Origin of the sequence: Paenibacillus sp. Y412MC10 (genome assembly GCF_000024685.1) — a bacterium.
Taxonomy (GTDB): Bacteria; Bacillota; Bacilli; order Paenibacillales; family Paenibacillaceae; genus Paenibacillus_AQ; species Paenibacillus_AQ lautus_A.
This window is the reverse complement of record NC_013406.1, coordinates 765,460-791,025: the sequence shown is the minus strand read 5'-3', so window position 1 is coordinate 791,025 and position 25,566 is coordinate 765,460. Positions and strand designations below refer to the sequence as shown.

General features: G+C 51.8%; 23 protein-coding genes, 1 tRNA gene and 1 riboswitch. Of the genes, 6 read left to right on the top strand and 18 right to left on the bottom strand.

Annotation, left to right across the window (positions count from 1 at the left end):
* Nucleotides 1-23 precede the first annotated feature (23 nt).
* The 5 genes from GYMC10_RS03375 to GYMC10_RS03360 form a co-directional block, all read right to left on the bottom strand.
* On the bottom strand, nucleotides 24-1,271 hold the full coding sequence (locus GYMC10_RS03375) for an ATP-binding protein (protein ID WP_012818857.1): 1,248 nt from the start codon (nucleotides 1,269-1,271) through the stop codon (nucleotides 24-26).
* A gap of 40 nt (nucleotides 1,272-1,311) precedes the next feature.
* Nucleotides 1,312-1,449, bottom strand: coding sequence for a hypothetical protein (locus GYMC10_RS32420; RefSeq protein ID WP_012818856.1), 138 nt, complete (start codon nucleotides 1,447-1,449; stop codon nucleotides 1,312-1,314).
* 490 nt (nucleotides 1,450-1,939) lie between these two features.
* Nucleotides 1,940-2,563: a tyrosine-type recombinase/integrase gene (locus tag GYMC10_RS03370; RefSeq protein WP_187293008.1), complete on the bottom strand. Its 624-nt coding sequence runs from the start codon at nucleotides 2,561-2,563 to the stop codon at nucleotides 1,940-1,942.
* 602 nt (nucleotides 2,564-3,165) lie between these two features.
* Nucleotides 3,166-3,237, bottom strand: a tRNA-Thr gene (locus GYMC10_RS03365).
* Between the two features lie 108 nt (nucleotides 3,238-3,345).
* Nucleotides 3,346-3,651, bottom strand: a complete 306-nt coding sequence (locus GYMC10_RS03360; RefSeq protein ID WP_012818855.1) for an MTH1187 family thiamine-binding protein — start codon at nucleotides 3,649-3,651, stop codon at nucleotides 3,346-3,348.
* A gap of 362 nt (nucleotides 3,652-4,013) precedes the next feature.
* Nucleotides 4,014-4,247: riboswitch (cobalamin riboswitch) on the top strand.
* Between the two features lie 192 nt (nucleotides 4,248-4,439).
* On the opposite strand from GYMC10_RS03360, the gene GYMC10_RS03355 reads away from it, so the two are divergent.
* Together GYMC10_RS03355 and GYMC10_RS03350 are read left to right on the top strand one after the other, a co-directional pair.
* Entirely contained in the window at nucleotides 4,440-6,773 is a 2,334-nt protein-coding gene (locus GYMC10_RS03355) for a ribonucleoside-diphosphate reductase subunit alpha (protein ID WP_012818853.1), read from the top strand.
* An 872-nt stretch (nucleotides 6,774-7,645) separates the two neighbouring features.
* Nucleotides 7,646-8,677, top strand: a complete 1,032-nt coding sequence (locus GYMC10_RS03350; protein WP_012818852.1) for a ribonucleotide-diphosphate reductase subunit beta — start codon at nucleotides 7,646-7,648, stop codon at nucleotides 8,675-8,677.
* 99 nt (nucleotides 8,678-8,776) lie between these two features.
* On the opposite strand, the gene GYMC10_RS03345 is transcribed toward GYMC10_RS03350, so the two are convergent.
* From GYMC10_RS03345 to GYMC10_RS03310, 9 genes are all read right to left on the bottom strand, one after another.
* Nucleotides 8,777-9,718, bottom strand: coding sequence for a GNAT family N-acetyltransferase (locus GYMC10_RS03345; RefSeq protein ID WP_012818851.1), 942 nt, complete (start codon nucleotides 9,716-9,718; stop codon nucleotides 8,777-8,779).
* Nucleotides 9,719-9,854: 136 nt separating this feature from the next.
* On the bottom strand, nucleotides 9,855-9,989 hold the full coding sequence (locus GYMC10_RS32845; RefSeq protein WP_012818850.1) for a hypothetical protein: 135 nt from the start codon (nucleotides 9,987-9,989) through the stop codon (nucleotides 9,855-9,857).
* Between the two features lie 139 nt (nucleotides 9,990-10,128).
* On the bottom strand, nucleotides 10,129-10,926 hold the full coding sequence (locus GYMC10_RS03340; protein WP_012818849.1) for a DUF817 domain-containing protein: 798 nt from the start codon (nucleotides 10,924-10,926) through the stop codon (nucleotides 10,129-10,131).
* A gap of 306 nt (nucleotides 10,927-11,232) precedes the next feature.
* Entirely contained in the window at nucleotides 11,233-12,651 is a 1,419-nt protein-coding gene (locus GYMC10_RS03335) for an MDR family MFS transporter (RefSeq protein ID WP_012818848.1), read from the bottom strand.
* 83 nt (nucleotides 12,652-12,734) lie between these two features.
* A complete protein-coding gene (locus tag GYMC10_RS03330) occupies nucleotides 12,735-13,154 on the bottom strand; it encodes a MarR family winged helix-turn-helix transcriptional regulator (RefSeq protein WP_012818847.1) in 420 nt (139 codons plus the stop codon).
* A gap of 328 nt (nucleotides 13,155-13,482) precedes the next feature.
* Complete coding sequence (locus GYMC10_RS03325; protein WP_012818846.1) at nucleotides 13,483-14,226, bottom strand: AAA family ATPase; 744 nt, start codon at nucleotides 14,224-14,226, stop codon at nucleotides 13,483-13,485.
* Between the two features lie 283 nt (nucleotides 14,227-14,509).
* Nucleotides 14,510-15,100: an AAA family ATPase gene (locus GYMC10_RS03320; RefSeq protein WP_012818845.1), complete on the bottom strand. Its 591-nt coding sequence runs from the start codon at nucleotides 15,098-15,100 to the stop codon at nucleotides 14,510-14,512.
* A 61-nt stretch (nucleotides 15,101-15,161) separates the two neighbouring features.
* Nucleotides 15,162-15,707, bottom strand: coding sequence for an NADPH-dependent FMN reductase (gene ssuE, locus GYMC10_RS03315; RefSeq protein ID WP_012818844.1), 546 nt, complete (start codon nucleotides 15,705-15,707; stop codon nucleotides 15,162-15,164).
* Between the two features lie 356 nt (nucleotides 15,708-16,063).
* A complete protein-coding gene (locus GYMC10_RS03310) occupies nucleotides 16,064-16,879 on the bottom strand; it encodes a VanW family protein (protein WP_012818843.1) in 816 nt (271 codons plus the stop codon).
* A gap of 211 nt (nucleotides 16,880-17,090) precedes the next feature.
* On the opposite strand from GYMC10_RS03310, the gene GYMC10_RS03305 reads away from it, so the two are divergent.
* Both GYMC10_RS03305 and GYMC10_RS03300 read left to right on the top strand, forming a co-directional pair.
* Nucleotides 17,091-17,999, top strand: coding sequence for an SDR family oxidoreductase (locus tag GYMC10_RS03305; protein WP_012818842.1), 909 nt, complete (start codon nucleotides 17,091-17,093; stop codon nucleotides 17,997-17,999).
* 56 nt (nucleotides 18,000-18,055) lie between these two features.
* Nucleotides 18,056-18,511 (top strand): hypothetical protein, encoded by a 456-nt coding sequence (locus GYMC10_RS03300; protein WP_012818841.1) that lies wholly within the window; start codon nucleotides 18,056-18,058, stop codon nucleotides 18,509-18,511.
* Nucleotides 18,512-18,578: 67 nt separating this feature from the next.
* Here GYMC10_RS03300 and GYMC10_RS03295 read toward each other — a convergent pair whose 3' ends face one another.
* Together GYMC10_RS03295 and GYMC10_RS03290 are read right to left on the bottom strand one after the other, a co-directional pair.
* A complete protein-coding gene (locus GYMC10_RS03295) occupies nucleotides 18,579-20,327 on the bottom strand; it encodes a bifunctional ADP-dependent NAD(P)H-hydrate dehydratase/NAD(P)H-hydrate epimerase (protein WP_012818840.1) in 1,749 nt (582 codons plus the stop codon).
* 69 nt (nucleotides 20,328-20,396) lie between these two features.
* The gene (locus GYMC10_RS03290; RefSeq protein WP_012818839.1) at nucleotides 20,397-21,029 is read right to left on the bottom strand and encodes an NAD(P)-dependent oxidoreductase; all 633 of its coding nucleotides are present in this window, start codon (nucleotides 21,027-21,029) and stop codon (nucleotides 20,397-20,399) included.
* A 365-nt stretch (nucleotides 21,030-21,394) separates the two neighbouring features.
* Between GYMC10_RS03290 and GYMC10_RS03285 the strand changes: the two genes are divergently transcribed.
* On the top strand, nucleotides 21,395-22,288 hold the full coding sequence (locus GYMC10_RS03285; RefSeq protein ID WP_012818838.1) for a hypothetical protein: 894 nt from the start codon (nucleotides 21,395-21,397) through the stop codon (nucleotides 22,286-22,288).
* Nucleotides 22,289-22,669: 381 nt separating this feature from the next.
* On the opposite strand, the gene GYMC10_RS03280 is transcribed toward GYMC10_RS03285, so the two are convergent.
* Together GYMC10_RS03280 and GYMC10_RS03275 are read right to left on the bottom strand one after the other, a co-directional pair.
* Nucleotides 22,670-23,422: a MerR family transcriptional regulator gene (locus tag GYMC10_RS03280; protein WP_012818837.1), complete on the bottom strand. Its 753-nt coding sequence runs from the start codon at nucleotides 23,420-23,422 to the stop codon at nucleotides 22,670-22,672.
* 21 nt (nucleotides 23,423-23,443) lie between these two features.
* Nucleotides 23,444-24,427, bottom strand: coding sequence for an alpha/beta fold hydrolase (locus GYMC10_RS03275; protein WP_012818836.1), 984 nt, complete (start codon nucleotides 24,425-24,427; stop codon nucleotides 23,444-23,446).
* Nucleotides 24,428-24,575: 148 nt separating this feature from the next.
* On the opposite strand from GYMC10_RS03275, the gene GYMC10_RS03270 reads away from it, so the two are divergent.
* A complete protein-coding gene (locus GYMC10_RS03270) occupies nucleotides 24,576-25,481 on the top strand; it encodes a hypothetical protein (protein WP_012818835.1) in 906 nt (301 codons plus the stop codon).
* Nucleotides 25,482-25,566: the final 85 nt, after the last annotated feature.

Genomic DNA, 25,566 nt, shown 5'->3' with positions numbered 1-25,566 from the left:
ACTAAACCCCGATTTCCAACTATCTAAAACAAAGTCATTTGAGTAACATTTTCTGCCAGATGTTCTTCTTTTATGCTAATAATACCAAAGTTCCTTATATACTCTTTTAGAAGGGGATCGACGAAGGTGTACACTCCTTTATCTACCCTCGAAATTGTCTCCCTATCTATAAGGTTGGAGATATTCGTACTAAACTGATTTTGATCGTAACCAATGTAACTAGAAATAAACTCTAACGGAACATAAGATCCCTCGTAGGCGGCCATAGCCTGGAGTATCAGTTGATATTTTCCATATCCTGCCCTTTTTAACAGCGATTCAAGTTTGTTACGTCTAACGTCGGTGACTACTCTTTTCTTGGCGCTCTCGTAATCTTCAAGTGTAAGGTGATTATCCTCACTGACAGAGAGCATTTCGCTGCCCAATATGTGGACAGGCTCTGGGAATCCCACTGATAGCTTATAAACTGATTCAGATAGCGCAGGTTCGTAAGTAAAACCACATTTTTCGAACCCTTTTTGTAAAATCGAGGTTGTTTCTTCCTTTGATAGTCTAGGAATAGGGATGTCTCTTAACGTTCTAAAGATTGAGGCGTGATCCTCTTCTAGTTTTTGAACCGCGCCGGTAATACCTGCACAAAAGAAAGCAACCTTTTTCAAACCTTCTCTATTAAGCTTCTCAGTACACAACTTAAAGAATGACCCAATACCTGAATCAGGCTTTACTCTATCAAGCTCATCGACAAACAAGAGAATGCCTTGCTTCTTACCTTCCAAAACAGGTTTGTAGCTTTTCTTAATTAGATCACAAAAATCGTTAACTAGATCAGTTACAGATTTTTTAGATTCTTCTTTAGAGGAGTTTACTTTGAAACCGTATATGTCCAGTTCAAGATTGAATTTTCCAAAAAATTTGCTCATATTTGTTTCAAGGTCTCTCAATAGACCAGAAACAATATTCTGCGGAGTTTGATCAACATTCGCATCATGCCAAGCGACAATAAAATCGAATTTATCATAACCCAGGTCAATGTTTAATCGGTCAGCCAGTCTATTATCTCCGGTGGCAAGCAACTTCGCCTGGAGTAATAGGGAACTTTTTCCCATGCCTCGATCACCTGTAATGATTGTGTGTTTTGGGTTATCGTTTGCGGTTTGAAATAGCGAGTCGACGACTTCATCTACTTGATAATCACGACCAGAAAACCGTTCTGGGTCGTCAACTGGTCTGTTCGGAAAGAAAGGGTCAATAAACCTTCTTTTAACTGACATTACTAATACACCTCTTAACTCGCATATTTAAACGTACAACTCACGCGAAGATAACGCTATTCTCCGTTACTTCCTCTATCTTTCCGCTGCCGATGAGCTTGTCCGCAATAAACACTACGATGGGTGTCCGATCGAGCATCGCGGTATAAAAATGTATATCGACAGGCAGCGGTTTCATAAATCGTCCCATGACCGAAATTTTACCATATTACGACATGGTTGTCCGCAAGAAAAAGACCGCTAAACCATAAAGGCCGCGGTCCCTGATTAGGTTCCCCTCTTTATTTAAGTGAATGCAATGAAAAATAGTTGTAACGTTACTTTAACAGGTGTAAAATATAATTGACGATATCGGAATATCGTTATATTGTTAGTCGCGAGGTAAGGGTAATAAAGGATATCTCTAAATTGAGTAGCTCATCTCTTGGCGGAGGTTTATGAGCTACTCTTTATTTTTTCGTTAAAGCGATTAAATCAATAATTACACCGAATAACACTACTACAAAGGTCATTGCGGTAAATATAAGGATTAAAAGATTCTTATCCAAGCGATCACCTCTGGGCCGCTTACCTCGCATAAAACATTCTACCATGTTCGTTGAATGATTGGGATGCTTAAAATAGCTTGATTAAATATATTTTCTTTTAAAGGCAATCCCGTCCGTAGATCAACGTCCTCTCTTTCTCATGCGAGGTACCCCTAACCGTGATATCTGAGAATATTGCGTATGACTATCTCGCATTGCCTCTTCGTTAACTTTAACGTAGCCCTGTGTCGTCTTAATATCAGCGTGTGCCACAATACGTTGAAGCGTAAATAAGTCTCCTCCATTTAGTAGGTAATTCGTTATAAAGTAATCGCGAAATCTATGCGGAGACACTTGCGTCTTAGAAGTATCAATGCCGGCTTCAATCGCATACTGACGTAGCCTCTTACGAAATTGATCCGCCTTCAACCGATCCCCATAATTTGAAACGAAGACATATTGCGTATCGAAGTAATCCTGCGTTTCTTCCATTAAACGAATAACCTCGCGCAATACGGAAGCAGATACCGGGACAATACGCGGCTTACGATTCTTATTTAGCTGTCCGGGAAGACGTATGCATCGGGTCTTAATATCGATGAATGTGTCTTCAATTTGAAGCGCCTCGTTAATTCGTAACCCCGAGTCCGCAAGAAGAATCATCAGCACATAATCTCTATAGCCTGCAAAAGTGGTCGTATCTGCAGCCGCAATAATTGCCGAGAGTTGTTCGTCCGTGATTATGTTCTTTTCAGGTATATCCATACGCGGTGCTTTAATCTTCTCAGCCGCATTAGTCTGCGTCAGTCCCTCCGTACCCCAAAACTTACACATCGTCTGTAATGCGCGAAGTCTGGAAGCTACGGTCGCCGACGAAAGCTTCTTTCCGTCCTTCTTACAGCACTCTACGGCTTCGTAACGCTTATGTTCATGCGACATGTATTTTATGTATTCACGGAGAGTAACGACCGTGATTTGACCGATCAGTTCTATCTCCGGATGTGCTCGCGTGAGCCATTCTCGAAAGTAACGCCAGTAACTTTTATAATCTGCAAGCGTTCGTTTACGTAAGCCCTCCGTCTGTTTTGCGCTATAAAACAGGTGGAATCCGATGTCTTACGGAGTTGCTCCGATATCTTGGACGCGGCCCTTCCGTTTATTTATAACGGCTTTCTTACCTTTACGTGGATCTATGCTCATAACAAAAAAGCCCCCCTACAATGTACTGTAGGAGACTCCGATTATACCGCATTTCAGCGCCTACGCTCGTCCATTACAACGAGAAGAATGCGTCGACCTGGCGATGCCTATCCGTTACATTCAACGAACGTCCAAACGTTGATATGGCGGGAAATATTAACGTAAGATGCTGGTGAAGGGAATTGAACCCCCGACCTACGCATTACGAGTGCGTTGCTCTACCCCTGAGCTACACCAGCACATGTGGTCCGATGATATTCCTCTCGAAACAACAAAAATTATTATAATACTTCGGCAGCAAAATGCAAGTCCTAATCTAACGGGAATATCCACCGAAATTGGCGGCATTACCCGCCTAACTTCTCCTGCACGGATCGGATCTTCTGTTTGCTCGAGGAGACCTGGTCCCTGCGGTCGTCAATTTTAACGGAAGTCGATACGCGCTTTGCCCCGGACAAAAAAGGCGCTTCATGCAAAGCCTCAATCGCCCGCCAGATCATGTTAAGCTCCCCCTCGATGATCGTGCTCATCGATGTCAGCTCATAGGAAATCCCGTCCTGCTGTTTCAATATTCGCTGCATCTCGGCGACATAAGCGCTTAAACTCGTGGTTGCGGTTCCGATCGGAATCACCGTTACCTCTGCTATTGCCATCTGAACAACCTCCCTCGTCATATCTCAATCACGTGATACTCTTCCATTTTCCAATTCCGGATACGGATATCATACCAATTTCGGTCCGCCATATCAAAGCCCTCAATTTTAGCTTCACACAAGATATAGTGTATCCTGTCCCCCTCATCCATATGGCTATATCCTATTTTGTCAAAACGAGAATATACGCGGTATCTGTGCAGAAAAGGTCGCATTTGGTCACAATCCAGGAAATCTTATCGCCTTTTGACAGTTTCTTAACTGGCACAATGACCGCTCGTTTGCTATAATTCTTTTTGCGTTCAATTTTAAGAATATGGTTTACAAACACAATATATTGGGTTAAATTAGATTAACAACAACCAAATATAGTGTATATAGGTGCCGGATCAACCCATAAGGCAGTCCGGCTTAATAGGGAAGCATGGTGTAAATCCATCACGGTCCCGCCACTGTAAGGGCTCTTAGGCTGTTCATCATTTTTTCAGCTTTCCTCATACGGCATAGCCACCGAACAATCGGATCAAGGTTTTCGGAAGGCACCGCCGGGAGGCAGAAGCCCGAGTCAGAGACCTGCCTATATGCAGCAGACACCAACCTACGGGGCTTTAGGTAAGTGTTCGTTAAACTTGCGTCTGTACATAACATCATGCCCGTTCAAGGGCTTATGTCAAACGTCATTTCCGATCACAGCGCACGGACATTTTCAAGCCTGCCCGCGGGTTTTAGAAAATGTTTTTTTGATGTCCTTTTTCATATTTCCCCCGAAGAAAGCGAGGAATTTATTCATGCCCCAGCTCGTAGTTAAACCGAACAACCGTCAGCTCGCCTTTGATGAAATTCGCCTCTCCGTCTATGCCGACCGGACTCTGAAAGGATTGGACATGCTCGATAAGGAGCGTCTGCTTCGCGGCGTCAATGCCAAATTGCGCGGTGAGCAAGTTACCGGCGAAGAAATCAGCAGCGCCTTCACGATGTCCGCCCTTGAGCTTGTAACCAAAGAGGAGCCGAATTGGAAGTTTGCGGCTGCGCGTTCGTTTCTGACCTCTTTATATAAAAAAGCGGCTACCAACCGCCGATACAAAGCATACCCGGAAGAACCATACGGTGCCTTCTACCCGCTCATTACGGAGCTTGTACAGAAAGGCATCTATCGCGAGGACCTTCTGACCAGCTACACCAAAGAACAAATCGAAGAACTCGGCGAATGCATCGATCCAAGCCGCGATCTGCTGTTTGATTACATCGGTCTGTTGACGCTGGCTGAGCGTTACCTGGCAAACGACTTTGACGGTCGCGTCATGGAACTTCCGCAAGAACGCTACATGGTCATCGCGATGTTCCTCATGCATAACGAGCCTGCCGACAAGCGTCTTGACCTTGTCAAGGAAGCCTACTGGGCCATGAGTAACCTGTACATGACGGCGGCTACGCCGACCATGTCCAATGCAGGTAAAAAAGTAGCCGGCCAGCTGTCCAGCTGCTTCATCGATACCGTGGACGACTCCCTGGAAGGAATCTTCGATTCCAATACGGACATCGCCCGTCTCAGCAAAATGGGCGGCGGCATCGGGGTATACCTCGGTAAAGTCCGTGCACGCGGCTCTGACATCCGTGGTCACAAGAATACCAGTTCCGGCGTCATCCCTTGGATTCGCCAGCTGAACAACACCGCTGTTAGCGTTGACCAATTGGGAACTCGTAAAGGTGCCATCGCGGTTTATCTGGATGTGTTCCACAAAGACATCCTGTCCTTCCTGGATCTGAAGCTGAACAACGGCGACGAGCGCATGAGAGCGCATGACGTGTTCCATGGCGTATGTCTGCCCGACCTGTTCATGGAGGCTGTCGAAGCTCGTGAAGAGTGGAGCCTGTTCTGTCCGCATGAAGTGAAGAAAATCATGGGCTGGAAAGACGAGAACGGCCGTCCGCTAGGTCTGGAGGACTTCTATGACCATACTCAAGGCGAAGGCGAATTCCGCCAAAAATACGCGGAAGCCGTAGCGAACCCGCTGCTGCCGCGCATTACCGTACAAGCCATCGACATTATGAAGCGCATCATGAAGTCCCAGCTTGAAACCGGTACGCCGTACATGTTCTACCGCGACACGGTCAACCGTGCGAACCCGAACTCGGCTCATGGCATGATCTACTCTTCCAACCTGTGCACGGAGATCATGCAGAACCAATCTCCGACGGTCGTTGAGCAAGAGGAGCTGGTTACGAAAGACGGCCAAACCCGGATCGTGATTTCCAAAATCCCTGGCGATTTCGTTGTCTGCAACCTGAACTCCATCCACTTGGCTCGTGCCGTACCTGCCGGTGTGCTGGAGCGTCTCGTTCCGATCCAGGTTCGCATGCTGGATAACGTCATCGACATTAACAATATTGAAGTTCTGCAAGCTCAATACACCAACAGCCAATATCGCGCGGTCGGTCTCGGCACCTTCGGTCTGCACCACTTGCTGGCGCTGGAAGGCATCCGCTGGGAATCCGACGAAGCCGTTGCCTATAATGACAATCTGTACGAACACATCAACTACCTGCTCGTCAAATCCAGCATGGAGCTGGCCAAGGAAAAAGGCCACTATCCGAAATTCAAAGGCTCCGACTGGGAGAGCGGCGAGTACTTCACGTTCCGCGGTTATACCGACGGCGAGCATGAAGGCAAGTTCGTGACCACCGAACAGTGGCGTGAATTGCAGCAGGAAGTGCAAGCGAACGGCGTCCGTAACGCATGGCTGTTTGCCATCGCGCCGAACGGCTCCACTTCGATCATCGCGGGTTCCACGGCGAGCATCGATCCATTGTACGAACTTCTGTCTTATGAAGAAAAAACCACTTATAAAGTGGCGAACCCTGCTCCGGATCTGTCCGAGAAAACGATCTGGTACTATAAAACGGCTTTCTTGATCGACCAGCATTGGTCCATCAAAATGGCTGCCGCCCGTCAGCGTCACGTTGACCAAGCGCAAAGCTTTAACCTGTACGTCCGCCCTGATATCCGGGCTTCGGAATTCCTGGAGCTGCATCTGCATGCCTGGAAAGCCGGTATCAAATCCACGTACTATGTACGCAGCCGTGCGTTAACGATTGAAGAGTGTGAGTCGTGCGCAAGCTAAGAGTTTAGATTAACCTTTTTCGAACCCACCCAAACCCTCCCTTCCAAGGGAGGGCCCCAAGGGCTCTGCCCTCTGGACACCCGCAAGGGGTTGAAAGTGTGAATGGGGCACTTCTACGTTACTTTGCTGGCTAGGAGCGCTTTCTCCCTGCGGGAACGCTGGAATGCGGTGCGGAGACGAATGAGCTGCTTCGTACGTTTGTTGAGTTACTGTCTGCTGGGATCGCTCTCCCCTTGGGAATCGCTACTCATGCGGTGCAGGGACCATGAGTTACTTCGTGCGTTTTATTGAGTTACTGCCTGCTGGGATCGCTCTCCCCTTGGGATTCGCTTCTCATGCGGTGCAGGGACCATGAGTTACTTCGTGCGTTTTGTTGAGTTACTGCCTGCTGGGATCGCTCTCCCCTTGGGAATCGCTTCTCATGCGGTGCGGGGACCATTGAGTTACTTCGTGCGTTTTGTTGAGTTACTGTCTGCTGGGATCGCTCTCCCTTTGGGAATCGCTTCTCATGCGGTGCGGGGACCATTGAGTTACTTCGTGCGATTTGTTGAGTTACTGTCTGCTGGGATCGCTCTCCCCTTGGGAATCGCTTCTCATGCGGTGCGACAAGCATCGAGCGGCTGCATGCGGGGGTTCACGCATTGCAGGCGGGAATAAGCTTTCTAATAAAAGACTACAAAGGGTAAGGGTATCCAATCGGAAGAGTTTACGTCCGCCTTTGGGAGCCCTTTGCAACCTTTACAATACATTCAGGCAAAGGGCGGACAACAAGCGGCTGGAGATGGATACCCGTCCCGTGAATATGCTGGACATATCCCTCAGGCTTCGCCTATGCGTCGCCCTACTATGAAATACAAGGAGAGAAAATCGGCATGCAAATGCAAAAGATATTTAACACCGAAGCACCCAACCGCTCCACTCGCGTCATTGAAGGTGAATGCTCCGGGATCCTGAACTGGAACGACATTCGGATGCCTCATATGTATAAATTGTATAAGGTTCTGCTGCTGAACCACTGGATCGCGGATGAAATCCCGATGTCCAAGGATGCGCAGCAGTTCCCGCGCCTGGACCCTGAAGAGCAGCGCACCTTCAAAATCAACATCTCCCTGCTGGCTGTGCTCGATTCCATGCAGACGATGTTTGTCAGCGATGTGAAGCGTTACTTCACCGACTCGTCGCTCGAAGCCATCTCGGCCATCATCGGTCAGCAAGAGGTGGTTCACAACCAATCCTATTCCTACGTGCTTTCCTCCATCGTGTCGGAGCAGGAGCAGAAGGAAATCTTCGAATACTGGAAGCATGATCCGGTACTTCTGGAGCGCAACCAGTTCATCTCGAACATTTACCAGAATTTCCGCGACAATCCGTCGCCGCAATCCTTCTTCGAAGCCATGGTCGCCGACCTGATCCTGGAAGGGATTTTCTTCTACAGCACGTTTGCCTTCTTCTACAACCTGGCCCGTGACCAGAAGATGATGGCAACCAGCCAGATGATCTCCTATATTCAGCGTGACGAGAACCAGCACTGCTACTTCTTCGCCGAAGTGTTCAAGCAGCTGCTCAAGGATTTCCCTGAGCTGAACACTAAAGAGAACATCGACTACCTGTACCGCACCATTGACCGTGCCGTCGAGCTCGAAACCAACTGGGCCCACTACACGCTCAGCAATGTGCGCGGCATCGATCTGAACGAGTTGAGCGATTACATCAAGTACATCGCGAACCGTCGCATCACCATGATGGGTCTGGAAAAAGCTTACGAAGGCGTAGACGTCAACTGCATGCCATGGATCAAGCCTTTCTCCGACGAAGCCCTCAACGCAACAAAAACCGACTTCTTCGAAGCCAAATCCCGTAACTACGGCAAAGTGGGCGACGACAACGGCTTTGACGATCTATAAGTTTCCTTCATATACACAAAACCTCCGAGGTCCCCTAAACAGGGATCCCGGAGGTTTTTTATGCCTTTGACGGCTGAATCCGTTCCTCTACATCAAGCGTTACCCCCTCGCGGCCCAGACCTCAATCTCCACCTGAAGGGACGGCATCGCCAGTGCCGGCACGTAGGCCATCGTCATGGACGGCGCCTTTCCCCCGTGGAATTTCTCCCATTCCCGGTGGAAATGATCCCAGTCGACCTCCTGAACCGCCCAAATATTGATTTTGACGATATGATCCGCCGACATGGCTTCCGCGGCCAATACCCGCTGAATATTGGCCAAGGTGTTCTCTACTTGCTCCTTCATATCGGCCGGCAGCTTCCCCTCCCTGTCGGTCCCCACCTGGCCGGAGAATACCAACAGCTCAGCTCCTCTCGCAACCTTGGTTACATGGGTATACGGACCGATCGGCGGGGCGATGACGGACGGATTGTACCGCTGAATCGGGGACGGGACCTCCTCATCGGCTTCATTCAACATAGCCAGTGTCTGATGGTCCTCCCACTTCCCGTTAATCTTCACGTTTTTCCTGGCGATGCCTTCTTTATGGAAGCCGGATTTCAGGAGCACTCGGATCGAGCCTAAATTATGCGGCATCACGCCCGCTTCAATCCGGTGAAACTTCAATTCCTGAAAGGCAAACCTCACCACCATTTGAACGGCCTCGGTCATGTACCCCTTTCCGTTATGGTCCCGGTCCAGAAAATAACCGATCCAGCAGCTCTGCAAATTCCCCCGCACCACTTCCGTCAGCATGATCTCGCCGATGATCGTTTCGGTATCCCGCAGTCCAATCATATAGAGATACGCCTGATCCGCCTTGCTGGATTCCCGGGCCTTTCGAATCCGTTCGAGTTGTCCCTCAAGGGTATAGAATTCGTCGTCCCTTAAGCCCGTGAACCGTTGGAAAAAATCCCGGTTATCCACCTCGAGCTTCCATAGCGCTTCCGCATCCGATTCCTCTACCGACTTGACATAGATCTGTTTTCCTTGCATGAACATGGTCTACCTCTCCTTTGCTCGTATCATTAGAAACACAAAAAAAACACCACAGCGCACCTGTGGTGTACATGCCGATCTATGCAACCACAAGCCAGCGACCTGTGGTGTTTTTAATTCCACTGCTCCCTCATTTCAGTCAATAGCATGAAGGATCCTTGATCGCCGAATATCCGATTTTGGACAGACTTCTCCCGTCATCGGACCGATCAAAGAAAACAGCGGTGGAGTATCCCATGCCTTTGGACAACGACGCCAATGATCTTTTTTTCATGTGAATACTCCTCCCTGCCAAGATTTCAACCATCTATGTTCATAACAAGTATCTTGCCTTATGGCTCGCTAATTCCATCGTCTCGATTACCCATAGGATACATGAATCTGCATGAAGGATCAAATCCGCTAAGCTACATTCACATGACCGTTCCCTTCGGATTGCCTTTGGACGGGCCTCTCCCCTGCTTGATATGCTTCAGCTGGGCCACAATGATGACGCTGATGACCACCAGCAGGAACCACGAGCTGATTTTTCCGATATGCACCAGACTCCATGTCCGTTCCTGTCCCGGATAGGTCCAGGCCCCGAGAAACGTGGAGATATTCTCAGCGATCCAAATAAAAAAACCAATCAACAGGAACGACAGCACCAGCGGCATGCGCAAGGTTTTTCCGTCAACGTCGAAATACACCATGGTTCTGCCAAACACCACGAACAACAATGCGGTCAGGAGCCAGCGCGCATCCCATACGTAGTGATGGGTAAAGAAATTGGCGTAGATCGCCGCGCTGATCAGCACGGTCAGCACAGGCAGCGGCCAGCCGGTGATGCGCAAATTCATTCGCCGCCAAGCCTGGCAGATATAACTGGCTACGCTCGCATACATAAAGCCGCTGTACAGCGGAACGCCGCCGATTTTGCTCCAGCCCTCCTCCGGGTAAGACCATGAGCCCATATGCACTTTATACAGCTCCAGCATCAATCCGATGACGTGAAAGACACAGATAACCTTCAGTTCATCCCATGTCTCCAACTTGCTCACCAGCATCCCGATTTGCGCCAAGACGCAGATGAGAAGAATGAGATCATACCGCGGCAAACCCGGAATCTCAACCACCTTGGTCAGTCCCAGCGCGCCGAAGATAATCACCGGAAATAGGCAGGACAAAGCCTGCTGATAACCGAAAACCCACAGCTTCCGTATAAATTCCATAAGCTCCTCCTAGCCCCTACAATCGTATACTTCACCCTACCACAGACCGCGAATTGAATAAAAGAACAGCTTTGTCATATTTCATCCAAGCCATGGAGCGGATAAACAAAATAAGAGAGCAGCCCCTAATGCTGCTCTCTCATCGGTTAACGGCCTATCCGACGATCCTTAAGGTTATACATGCGTCATGCATGCTCTTAGGTTCAACCCTGTTCAATCGCTAGATTATATTCGGGTTCCCGGCATCTTGCGCCGGTCTCAACAGCCTGAAGGCTCATCCTCTTCATACAGCCGGGGCATGCCCGGTCAGAGAGCGACATGGCGAGTCGATTTTTTCTTTTTGACCCGTAACAAAAATGTAAGAGGTATGGCTACCACCGCCACCATCGTGCCGATCATGAACACGTCATCAATGCCCATGGTTGTTGCCGCACGCGGAGTCACAGTTCCGGCGCCCATGTAATAGGATGTTCTGGTTACCACCAGCGCACTGAAAATGCCGATGGATAACGAAGCCAGTCCCTGGCGCGCCCAGTTCGTAATGGACGATGCATGGCCTGAGTACTCGCTGGACACCGCGCTCATCGCGGCGTTCGTTAACGGCATGTTGCACAGCGCTATGCCGAGGCAGCGAACCAGCTGCAGCATGGAAATGTACAGAACCGACGTATTCGTGCCGATCCCGCTGAAAGCCAGCGTAGCGGCCACAATGATAAGGACACCCGTGATGACCAGCCGGAACGGACCGATCCGGTCATAAAATTTGCCGATAATCGGCGATGCCGCCGCCATGACGATCGCGCCCGGCAGCATGATCAATCCGGTATCCATCGGGGACAGCTTCAGCACGGTCTGCAAATAGAGCGGCACTAGCAAGGTTCCCGTATAGAGGGAGATCGTCACGATACAGTTCAAGATCAAGCTGTACCGGAATCGGGGAAATTTGAAGACCTTCAGCTGCAATAGCGGGGACGAAATACGCAGCTCCCACTTAATGAAGAACAGCAGCAGCAGAATTCCGGCGACGAGCAAGGAGATCGTCTTCCAGGATCCCCAGCCCCAATCGTTGCCATGGCTGAAGGAGAGCAGCAAACAGGAGCTGCCCGCCACCACCGTCAAGAAGCCGAGGAGATCGAAAGTCTTCTTCCCGGTCAGTCGATAAAAAGGAATGAATTTGCTTACGATGACGATCGATATCAGGCCGATAGGGACATTCAGGATGAAGATCGATTTCCACCCGAAGTATTGCACCAGCCATCCGCCCAGGGTCGGCCCGATCACCGGCGCCAGCATGGAAGCCAGGCTCCACAGGCCCATGGCATAGGCCTGCCGCTCGCGCGGAAACACCTGGTAGATGATCGTCATCGTAATCGGGATGATCATCCCGCCGAAAACGCCTTGCGTGATCCGGAATGCGATCAATGTTTCGATGTTCCAGGCGACAACGCATAGCAGCGACGAGAGGGTAAACCCCGTCAATGCAAGTACGAATAGCCTTTTATAACTTAACTGGTCCCCCATGTAGCCTACGATGGGGGCCACGATCCCCGTTGCCAGCAAATACCCGGCCATCAGCCATTGGGTTGTGCTCAGCGTGGCATGAAACTGTTCCATCACCACCGGAAAGGCTACGTTGATAGTGGTAATGCTCAGCACCGCGAGAAAATTGCCGAAAAACACGGCGCTCATAATTAGCCAAAATGAAGATTTTTCGTCTGTGTTCACAAGAAGCCTCCTAAACAAAGTAACCCCGCCCGGATCTGATGAACAGAACTGGAGGCAGGATTACTTAAACATAATATTATCATTTACTCCGTTGGAAATAACTTTCGGCCAAGCAATCGCAGCAAAATATACAGGTTATCCGCCTCGTCCTCATCCAGCTGCTTGAAGGATTCCATAACGGCATAGTCCCCCTCGCTGCGCGCGTCGAGTACCAGCTGCCGCCCTTCTGCCGTAAAATTGACATAGTGGCTGCGTCCGTCTTTCGGATTCGGCGTTCGAATCACCAATCCCCGCTGTTCCAATGCATCGACCAAATAGGTAATCGTTGCAGCTTTAAGCTCCATGTGCTCAGCCAACCGGTTGGGGAGCCACGGTCCCTCCTGCTCGATCAAACTTAGGATTTTATACTGATTCATCGTCAAATCGTTCTTTCTCAAATGACTCAAGAAAGACACGACACGATGCCTCGTCATTTTATCCGATAACTCACGATACATGTCCATGAGTCTCTCCACGCTTGCTTCTCTTCCGTTCTCCAGAGTTTTTCACCTCGTTTCCTATTTTAGTTCAATCATTCTAACTTGTAAACACCATTTTCATGATTTTCATTCTAATTCATCCCAATTATAGAGGTGTAACGGAATAATTACTTAAATCGTTCAAAGTTTATTTCGAGAAATTGAACCATTCTAATTCTTAAAATCAGAAGCATCTAAGGAGAAAAATCTCTCATTCATTCCTTAGCAAAAAACGTTCAGTACAATAATAGGTAGGACAAATGCAAAAAGGACTCGCAAGATCTAGCGATCCGCGAGCCCTTATCCTTCCCGTTTATTCCTCATCATCTGCAAACAATTCATGCAGCATCGCTTCCCGGCGATTCACGAATTCCTTCGTGATCATGTAATGATCCGTTTCCTCCAGGCTCGTCTCTTCCACGCCTTCGGATGTCAGCTTGTAGATGATCGAATCCGGATAAGCCATGACAATCGGCGAATGCGTGGAAATAATAAACTGCGAGTCTTCATGAACCAGGTCATGGATGCGTCTCAGCAGCGCCATTTGGCGAAATGGCGACAAGGCCGCTTCCGGCTCGTCCATGATGTACAACCCGTTGCCGCCGAAGCGGTGCAGAAACGTCGCAAAGAAGGATTCCCCATGGGATTGATGATGCAGCGACTTTCCGCCATAAGACTGCCAAAGCCCCAGCGAATCGACCTCGGAGGCCACATTATAATAGCTTTCCGCCCTGAAAAAGAAGCCGTCCCGCGGCTTCCGGACTCCTCGAACCGTACGGATATATTGATACAGCACAGAATGCGTCTCCGCCGTAGAAAAAGAGAAATTGATGGTGCCTCCTTCCGGATTAAACCCGAGGGCCGCGGCAATCGCCTCCAGCAGCGTGGATTTGCCCATGCCATTCTCGCCTACGATATAAGTAACCTTGGGATGAAAATGAAGACCGTCCATAGCTGCTACGGCCGGCAAATTAAAAGGATATTCATGAAATGTCGGAACACGATCCCTCATCAACGCAACGCTGCGAAGATAGGCAAGCATAGCCGTGTGATCCAAGCGCTTTCCCTCCTTGATATACGGAACCCTATAGTTATAGTCTACTATATAACATTCCAGCTTCGGTTCCAATTCAGGATCATCGCCCGATGCAGGCTGCATTCTACGACGCATTCCTGAAGGAATGAACCCGGGAAGCCCTGCTGCTCTGTCGATAACAGGTAGGAAGCTCCTTCACGCAGTGGATGCCCTGATATTCAAAAAAATGCGCCATCACAGGGCATGCCGGCACCTGGAATGACGCACTTTTTTCATCCGATATTGAATCAGTTGGTACGATATGCTATTCGCTTACGATAAATTCATAGAGCTCCTCGACCTTCTCTTCCGTCAGATCGCCGCTGTTATCAAACACCTTGATGGACGTTTGCGGAATATCCCAGTTCACTTCCGGAACGAAATCGACGCGCTTCTTGAAGTCGTCCCAATGATCCAGCTTCCACTGATCCCGCTCGGTCTGTCTGTCAATGATCCGTTCCTTCTGCAAATCCATGTCCTTGAGCGCAACCACGATGACCTTCACGTCAACGTCGTTCTTCGTTAATCCCGCGGATGCGATGACCTCTTCAATCCATTCGCGGTTCTTGAGCTCCGCCGTGAACGGCGAGATCATAAAGACATTTTGCCCGGCACCCAGGTTCTCGATGCAAATATCCTTGGTCGTATCATATTCCAGATCGCGCAGATTCTCTTTATAGAAGGAAGAATCGCGGTCGTTCGGATCCAGTCCGTTGCTCTCCAGGAACTTCTCGACAAACCGTCCCCCCACCGTATCACGGTCGAGGAATGCAGCCGGTATGCGGACTGCAAGCTTCTTCGCTACGGTTGTCTTGCCTGTGCCGGCCACGCCGACAAAAAACACTAGCTTTTGCAAAATGGTATCCCTCCATATGATCTATATCGCTAGAACACCCCTGCCGTCACTCACGCTATCCCTATGCGCGTTCTGTCCGGTAACGGGTTTCTTCAATCAATTCCTCCATCGCGGAGGCCAAACGCTCCTGAAGCACTTCCGCTACGTCAAACCCGCCATCCTCGGTACGCGCCACCTGGGCATCCACGGCGTACACGCCGCCCAGAATATGCCGGGCCCCGATCGAGGACAGCACGGGCTTGAGCGAATAATCAATCGCCAGCAAATGCGCGAGACTGCCGCCAATGAACATCGGAAGCACGATTTTGCCAGCCAAGCCTTTTTGCGGAATCAGGTCCAAAAACGTCTTAAGCACGCCGGTAAACGAAGCTTTATAAACCGGACTTGCCACAATCACGGCATCGGCCTCAGCCACAAGCCCGTTGGCTTTGACGATATGTTCGCTCTCAAACTTCGTATGAATCAAATCCTCAGGGGGCAGCCCGGCCACGTCGATCCGGCTCACCTCGAAATTGGCCGCAGCTAGTGCCTGCTCCGCAAAATCCATAACCGCATTCAATCGGGATCCGGCTGTAGGGCTCCCATTAATAATAACAGCTTTCGCCATAATCATTCACCTCAGCTTATCTTATAATGTCACCATTTCATGCATGCTTCAGATCGCTATGTAGGGTCCTCTCGATATAGAGTCAGACCGCCATAGCCTGTATCTCAGAAAAAAAAGACTTTACAGGATACGGCAAAGTCTTCCGGTCAGCAGTCGCTCTAACATCCGACGTCAATCAGCATAAATCAGAGCAAACTTGTCAGAATTAGTATCATCGTATCAATGTGTCCGCGCTTTTGTCAATGCGGCAGACGCGTCAAACCGACGTTTCCTTATTGCTCGCATCATATAACCGATCACGAACCAGGTCCCCCAAGCGAATAAGGTTTAAGATCGACACCAAGTCCCTCCCTTGATCAGGACGTCCCGCTTCCTTGTTCGGCAAGCAGCGGCGAGTACATCATGAGCGCATGGTTCTCGGTAATCCACTCATCCCGAATCCGTTCGCCTTCCCTGTTGAACACTTTGCGGCCAATGACGTTATGCCTCGCATATCCTCCCCAAACTTCCTGGGTAATGCGATGGTCCCGCTCATATACTTCATAGCGATGCAGCGGAGCGGCGCTGGATCGCCATTCCCCGATCAAATCCTCCTCTGATACATATACCGACAGCTGGTATGTATCGTTCGTCGGATTATAAATCTGAAGGTCCAAATAATTATAGGCGCACGTAGCGCCGCTCCCGAACGGCTGGGTCCGGTTCGCATCCGGAAATACGTCATAGCTGTGCCGATGCCGTTCTTTCACTTCCAGAGGGGTGTGCAGCGTCATCCAGTATATGAGGTTGGACAGCTGGCACAGCCCTCCACCCACGCCGGCCTTAAAGCCTCCATAGAACAGGACCATGCCGTCGACATACCCTTTCCTGCGGGTCGGGCGTCCAATGCTCCTCCAATAGGACAGCGTCTCTCCCGGACGAACCAGCAATCCATCCAGATGGCGCACGGCCAGACGCAGGTTGATCACCTTATGATGCTGATACCACATATCAACGTCCTTGAGCTGGCGTTTCAGCGGGGTTTGGTGTGTGAACACCGAATATCGCAGCGGCTCAGGACTTTGCGTACGGGCGATGCCGCCTCCCTTCTTCATCCATTCCCAATAACGCCGGTACGTAAAATACTGCTTGCCTGCCCACAGGCGGAATTTTGAACGCTTGACGGGTTTCATCCGTGACCGTTCCCCCTTGGCCGTATTGATGTAATTGGAAATATTTTACCACAATAGCTCAAAGGACATCGTTAAAAATCCGTAACCCGCGCGTTTGCGCACGACCTTTCACCTATTCTGTTCACAACCGGCACCCTGGACTGGGCGAATGCATAGAGATAAAGCATCGACGTTCCATGAATAACATCCCGTATACCAAAGGAGGAATGAAATGAATCCCCAACAGCCCATTCCATACGTAGGCTCCAAAACCGAATGCAAAGAGCAGCCCATCGCTTTCCCTCCCCAGCATCAAAACTGCCAGCCGGGCCTTGAAAGCCTGATGTCGCCGCGTCCGATCAGCGAAGATCCCGCCTACCGGGGCAGCGGTAAACTGGATGGCAAAATCGCCATTGTGACCGGGGGGGACAGCGGTATCGGCAAAGCGGCCGCCATTGCCTTCGCCAAGGAAGGTGCCGATCTGGTCATCCCATACTTATATGAGACTTCGGATGCGGAAGTGACGAAGCAGCGGATTGAATCGCTCGGCAGACGATGCCTCTTAATGAAGATCGATCTGCGCTACAAAAAAAACTGCGAAGCCGTGGTTAACGAGACGATCGCCTGCTTCGGCAGAGTGGATGTTCTCGTGAACAACCATGCCGTCCAGTATGTGCAGCGCAGCATTCTGGACATTACGGAAGAACAGCTGCATCACACCTATCAGACGAATATCTTTCCGTTCTTCTTCATGATCCAGGCTGCGCTGCCCCATATGAAAGCAGGGGCGTCGATCATCAACACGGCCTCCATTACGGCCTATGACGGTTTAAAGGAGCTCATCGACTATTCCTCAACCAAAGGCGCCATCGTTTCCCTTACCCGATCCCTGGCCCTTTCGCTGGTCGATCAGGGCATCCGCGTCAACTCCGTCGCGCCAGGCTCGGTCTGGACGCCGCTCATCCCTTCCAGCTTCTCCGCCGATGAGGTTGCCGTATTCGGAACGAATTCGCCGATGAAGCGAGCCGCACAGCCTTATGAGCTGGCACCCGCTTATGTTTACCTGGCATCGTCCATCACTTCTTCTTTTGTCACGGGTCAGGCTATTCACGTCAACGGAGGGCAGATGGTAACCAGCTAGCATGGATGCCGCAAGCATCCGAGGATTCCACGAATAACGTGCAGAGGATGTGTACAATGAACACCGGAATTCCCAAACGGTCCGCCCGGATGGACATGGGGTTTTATGCATTAAACAAGCTGGCCAGCGCCGGTATCGTCGTGCTGCTGCTGAGTCTGCTGGATTGGGCGTGGCCGTCCGGCGCGGATCAGGCCTCGGAGTGGTTAGGCCTTTACATGCCGCAAGAACACTGGGTGTACGGTTACGCGCTGACGGCCTCTCTCGCGGCCGATGCCATACTCGCGTTCCTGCCTTCGCTGCATAAGGGGAAACAGGCTGCCGTGTATGGAGCGGTCGGTTTTCTGTTCTTCGCCTTGTTCACGGGCGGTCATCCGGAGCAGCTCTGGCTCCGTGCCGCTGCCGGAACCCTGACGCTGCTTCTGTTCTTGTGGGGAAAGCATGAATTCTCCAGCAATTCGCTGGCCACCCCGTTCTTTGCCCTGGCCGTTCCCCTGCTGTGCTGGTTGATCTGATTCAAGAGCCCGTAGCCTCTTTCCTATGGAAAAAGGGCCCTCTGATGAGGGCCCTTGGCTCTTTGTTTCAAAGCGCTTCGATGACATCCCCGGCGATGACCGAGGCGGGATGCCCCCGATGCCGAGCGGCCCGCTCGCCGGCACGGCCGTGCAGCCACACGCCAAGCGCGGCTGCAGACGGACCGGCATGCCCTTGCGCCAGCAGGCCGGCAATGATGCCGGTCAGCACGTCTCCGGTGCCTCCGGTCGCCATGCCGGAGGTGCCGGTCGTATTGATGTAGGTTTGTCCGTCCGGCGAAGCCACGACGGTATGCGCCCCCTTGAGCACGAGGGTAACCCCGTGCCCGGTCGCGAACCCTGCAGCGGCACCGATCCGGTCCCGCTGCAGCTCGGCAGTAGGAATGCCCAGCAGCCGGGACATCTCCCCGGGATGCGGGGTCAGCACCGTGGCCGCGGCACGCGGCTTCCAGGCGCTGAGATCGCCAGCCGCAGACAGCATATTCAGCGCGTCGGCATCCACCACCAGCGGCCCTTCCCATTCTTCCCACAGCCGGCGGAGCCACCTGGCGTCTCCTTCAAAGCGGCCAAGCCCCGGACCTACGGCCAGCACATCGCGGGACTTGGCGAGGGCCAGGACCTGCTCCGCGGAGGCCTCATTCCAGTAGCCGCCGCTCTCCTCCTCTGTCGCAGGGGCGAGCATCACCTCGGGCGCGGCTCCGCTCAGCGGCAGCACCAGACTGGCAGGGAGCGCCCAGGTTACCAGGCCGCAGCCCGCGCGGAGCGCCGCTCGGGAAGCGAGCAGGCCTGCACCGCTCATCGTGCGGCTGCCCCCCACGGTCAGGACGTGGCCGTAGGTGCCCTTATGTCCGTCCGGCGCGCGGCGGCGCGACACATCGGCGCCCAGCTCCGTCCGAAGGACATGCGGGGTAAGCAGATGCGTGCTGACGCCCTGCTCCCGGCAAAGCGATGCCGGAATGCCGATGGAGCGGACCACCACCCGGCCCGCGGCCCCGGCGCCGGGGTACTGCACCAAGCCTCGCTTCAGGAAGGCGAGGCATACCGTCACCGCGGCCGAAATGCACGGCTCGTGCCGCGCGCCGGTATCGGCGTCCAGTCCGCTCGGAATATCGGCGGACACAATCGGCAGGCCGCTGTCGTTCGCGGCCTGGATCAGCGCGGCGTAAGCGCCGCGGGGCGCGCCCGTCGCGCCCGTCCCGAGCAGCGCGTCCACGATGCCGGTGTACGCGCCGTAGTCCACGGCGGCACGGCCGTGGACCAGAGCCGGGATGCCGAGCGCTGCCGCGGCATCCCGCTGCACCGCCGCCTCGCCGGCCAGCGCGGACGGCTCGGCGGCGTAGAGCAGCGTGACGCTTATGCCGGCGTCACGCAAATGCCGTGCGGCGACCACGCCGTCGCCGCCGTTATTGCCTTTGCCCACCAGAATGAGCCAGCGTTCCTGCGCCGCCAGCGCGGTGGGCAATCGCGCGTCTCCGTCGATGACAGGCGACGGGCGGCTCATCTCGATAACCCGCTCATTTCCGGTGAAAGGGCCCTCTGCCGCTGCCGAATAACCCAATAAGGAAGTCGGCCGGTCGCACCTCTCATCCTCCGGCAAGTAGGCTTGCTCGCTTCCGCATGTCCGAGCGGCCGCCGTGGACGGTAACTGGCTCGCGCCATGACGCTCCAGGCATAATTTCAGGACTTCCTCGGCAATCGCTTTACCCGCATTTTCCATAAGCGCGATGGCCGGAATGCCGATGCGGCGAATCGTGTAGTTATCGAGTGCCCTCATCTGTTCGGACGTCACAACATACATCCAAGCTCTCCCCTTTGCTTCGATATATCCTACCCAAACGCTCTGACGACTTCGCTTGATGCCTGTCGATTAATAAGCAACGGTAAAACGGGACTGAATGAACTGCGGATCGTCCAGTTCATCAATCACGGCTACCGCAAAATCTTCAACCGAGATCCGGCTGCTTCCGCTCTCATCCGTCACCAGGCGGTCCATGCCGATCCGGAATTGTCCGGTACGTTTCCCCGGCTCGATGATGGCCGCCGGACTGATGTACGTCCATTCCAGATCGCTTTCCTTATAAAGATCGTAAGCATCCGCATGCGCACGGGCAAGCGGTCTGATCTCTTCCGGAAATTCCGGGGTTTCCATAAGCGGTACCCCGCTGTCGGCGATCAGGCTGCCTGCGCCGCCAACGATCAACAGGCGGGTTACGCCGCCGCGTCTCGTTCCCTCCACAATGGTCCGCGCGGCTGCTACAAGCTCCTCTTCTTGTCCGAACTTCGGACCGAAAGCGCTGATCACGGCATCGTGTCCCTGAACAGCCTCTTCCAATGACGAAGGATCCATCACATCCGCTTTGACTTTCTGTAATCGCTCATGCTCCGCTTCAAGGCGATCCGGATTACGCAGCACCGCCGTTACCTCGTGTCCCCGGCGCAGCGCTTCTTCCGTAATGCGTTTCCCGATCGTCCCGCTTGCTCCAATCAATGCTACCTTCATGTTCATCGCTCCTTCGTTTAAAAATTATACTACATCACCCAGGATGGGGAAGGGTTCTCTTATATCTTAAGTAGTAGTATGAACACCCGGTGCCGCGTATAGCCATACTTGGCCGATCGCACCTCCTATTTACTTATCCCCTTGCAGACCTCTTCAAACTCCACTTATTCATTTTTCCTCAAAACATTAGATCTTTAGACCTATGAAACAAGATATTGTTTTCACCGATAGAATACATAAGTGCACATTTATGAAAATATATATTTGGCGTAATGACTTCTAACGCAATACTAATGGTATACGCTTGTCGAAGATTGTCCTAATGCTTATGTTTAAATCGTAATGAAAAGGAGAACATCCATCCTATGAAAAAACAATATGTCCGCTTGCTGGCTCTCTGTCTCGCTGGCGGCCTGCTGCTGCTAAGCAGTTTGTCGCTTCATCCTGATGCCGCGGAAGCGAAACCCAGCCAGAAGGCAACCTGGTTCTGGGATACCCCGCAAATCAAAGACTCCGCCGATGACATTCTGAGCTTTGCCGGCAGCCAGGGAGTGAACGTGCTCTACCTGCAGATGAACCGCGACGTCCGTCCCGAGTATTACCGCAGCTTTATCCGCCAGGCAGGAGTGCAAGGGATCGAGGTTCACGTCCTCGGCGGGGCGCCGAACTGGGCGCTGGAATCGGAACGTCACCGGCTGGAGACGTTTATTCAATGGACCGCCGAATATCAAGCGTCCGCTGCCCCGAATGAGCGCTTCACCGGCATCCATGTCGATATCGAGCCGCATGTGTTGGCCGAATGGAAAACGAACCAGTCCTCGGTCGTTAAGCAGTGGCAAGCGAGCGTCCGTTATCTGGTCGATGAAGCGCACAAGCTGAATCTGCCGATCGGCTCCGACATGACCTTCTGGCTGCATACCTACCAGCTGCCGGATCAGTCGATGTCGATCAGCCGCTGGATGATCAAGCAGTTCGACCAGATCGTCATTATGGCCTATCGCGATCAAGCGGATAACATATACAACCTCGCCGCAACCGAGCTAAAGGAAGCCGACGAACTCGGCAAGGAGGCCCTGATTGCCGTGGAGACCAAGTCCAGCAATGAGGGGGCTTACATTACCTTTTTCGAGGAAGGCACGTCCTATATGGAGGAACAGCTGAGCAAGGTATGCACCAAGGCGGAAAAGCACCCTTCCTTCTCCGGGTTCGGCATTCACGACTACAGGTACTGGAAGGAACTTTATGACTCCGATCGATAACGTTGCGATCCTTACATTATGGCATTAAAAAAAGATGGCGTTTCAAGAGGGTGTGTCCTCTGGCGCCATCTTTTATGTTTAATGAAGGAACTTATCCTATCCTTTGGGTAAAAGGCCTGATCGCTTTCAAACCGTCAACATGAGAAGCAGTACATAACCGACCGTCATTTTCGCGCGTTGAAGCGGCGCTTTTTTTACCTGCACTTCCATCACCCCGGCCCCTCCCTCTCTTCGATGTCTTATTCATATACTATATGCGGCTCGGCCCCTTATGTTACCTCGAGGAAACATTGTTTACCAAGAGAAAAACCGATCCGTCATGTGAACAGTAGCATACGATCAAGCTTCCTGCACTGGAAGCGAACCCGGGCAGCATGCGGCTCATTTACGATCAGCATAGTGCTCTATGACGTCCTGCAAATATTGTTCTGCTTCCATTACAAGCTGACGCTCTCCAGCGTTCCATTGATCCCGATTGTTATCGACCGCTAAAAAAGCAGCATGAATCCGTTCGTCGCCATGGGTTACACGTTGAACCATCTGTTGCCATTCTTGGGCTAAGGCCCCGGCTAAACGGGACTCGATGGGGACGTTTGAGGCCTTATAAGCTGCAGCTTGCAGCGATATTTTTCTGAACGTATTGTAAAAATCCAATACCGCCTGCTCAGAGTCAAATACTTTTTGAAACAGCCGCGCGTCTTCCTCCGAAAATTCGTATTCTTTCCAAGCCGACATATCGACCTCATTCAACGAACGCATAAGAAGGGCTAACAGCTCCCAGGGTACGTTGTACCCTTCTTTCATCATTTCCTTTGCCACATGCAATCCGTCAAGCTTGGCTTGGATGCTCTCTTTCTGTGAATAAAGGACCGATGCCTGGTAATCTAGAATGTTCTCGATATCCTGCTCCTCGGTGCCCACAATCAATTGTTCTTTTATCTTTTTTAAAGAGAAACCGATGGCTCTATAGAACATAATCTGCTCAAGTACATACAGCTGTTTATCATAATATACTCTATGCCCCAGCTCATCTCGCTCCGCTTTAAGAATCCCTTCATTATCGTAGTACTGAATGGTTCGCGGTGTTATTCCCGACAATTGGCTGATTTCTTTTACGGAATATTTTTTTCCCATGAACCCATCCCTTCCTGTCCCTTACTCGATTTTCGCTAAAAAGGCTTCTATCGTTTCCAGTAACTCTTCAGGGTATTCCCCGTTAATCGCATGCGAGGCCTCTTCAAATAAAACCATCTCGCTATTAGGGTCTTTCAAGGCATCCATCCCCGTTTGATACGACTTTTCAGCATGGTGCATCGTCGATTGTCCAGCTAAAATACCGAGCACCGGTATCGTCAGCTCAGCTAATTGTTCCGGCTGGATGGCTTCCGGCATGGGCAGCTTGCTCTTGAATGTCCGCATACCGGTTTCGATTAATTTGGCGGTCGGATCGCTGTCATCGACTTCAGCCCCGCCGGATATATAGCTGAGCATTTTCTCCCGGATCGGTTTGGGCACCATGGGCACAGTCGCCGGAATGGAGGCCAGTATCATTTTCAATGGGATGGGGCCGAACACATAGACAGGGTCCAGCAATAAGAGCGAGTGAATCTTCTCTGGATGCTTGAGCGCCAGATTCGCCGCACTCCACCCGCCGAACGACAGCCCTAATAGGTGGATCTCTGGTTCCGGCAGCTGATCCAATACTTGCCCTAACCATGCTGCTTGGTCCGCAGCGGTTTCAATCCGTCTGGTTTCCGTGCTTAAACCCGGTTCTCCTATCAAATCAACGGTGTATACAGGCCGGTGTTCTAAAAAGCCGCTAAGATTGGCCTCCCACATGGGTGTAGCAGATCCCTTTCCGGGAAGCAGCAACAAAGGCGTTTTGTGCGGTGTATCGCTCCCCTGGAACTTGTAGAGCTGCACCACGCCAAAATCGGTATGAACCTTGATCGACTCCACCGGTTCTGGCAAGTGGCTCATCGCCTCCTCATAAGCCGCCGCATATTCCTTCTGCCCATCCTCTGTAACAAAACCGCTTAACGACCCGTCATCTCTGAATAGAAAGCCTACTACCGTCAGTATAGCTAGTATCGCAATGAGAATGCTACCCAAGATAATCCATCCTTTTCTTCGTTTCACTTCAATCCCCTCCTAAGGCGACTATAAGCTATGACGTAACGTTATACGCAACCCCCATGCGCTCTATAGCTGCCTGTTACCGAATCGGCTTGAAATCCCTTCCTTCTTGTGCAATAGTGAAAGGTAGAATATTGAAGGAGGGATCCGCTTGTCCCTTACGGAATGGATGGTTGATATCTTTGGCTCGCTGGACGGGCTCGTGGCCGCGCTTCTTGCCACTGCGGTATTTGTGGGCCTGTACATATACAGTGCGTCCCGGCTGCTCGGTGCACGCAAGGATTCGCTCGCTCGCATTCGTCAGACCTTGACGGTCTACGCCAGGCTGGCAGGGCTTCTCGGCACGCTTATCCATCGACCGACCCGGACGGCCGTCCCCGAGGATCTGCTGATCCGGCTGCTGCAGGAATGCAAATCCGCTGACCTGCTGACGCGTGAGCTCCACGAACAAATGGATATCTTTCTAAGCGATCGCGATGAATCTCGATTGACGACGCTTCACAAGCTGCTGGACCGGGAGATCAACAGACTCATGAAGGAGCGCGACGAGCTGGTTGGACGGCTGGAGAAGCCCGGCTGGGGGATGGGCTTGTGGCTGCTTCTAAAACCTGCCGTACCTGCCCTTTCACTGGGTGCCGCACTCCTATGGACGGCGCTCCTTGCGGAGGAACTCAGGCAAACCTCGGCCTGGTCAAGCCCCGAGGTTTGGTGTTTATGGCTCTCCAATATCATTGCCACGATCTCTTTCTACCGTTTATTGATGGATTCGAGAAGAAAAACGCATGGCATGATTTATACCGTGCTGCACCTGCTGATTGTGGCTTCGGCCTTATTTAATCTGATCGGCAGCGAAGCCTCGCCTTACGTTCTGGCCACCCAATGCTTGCTCTATCTGGCGGGTTTCCGGGTAACGGCCACCCGTAAGCGGCGTGAGCGGCCCTACGCCGGCCATCCGGAGCTGATGGAGCAGTTCCTTCATCCTGCTGGGGATCACGATCCTCTAAGCGAAACAACAGGCGCAGGCGAGCCGGAGAGCAGCCCGCTCCGGTCGCGATAAGATGCCTGATACATGAATATGATTGAAAAACAGCCCGGCCGATTCAACGGCCGGGCTGTTTGTATTATTCGTATACTCTATCTCT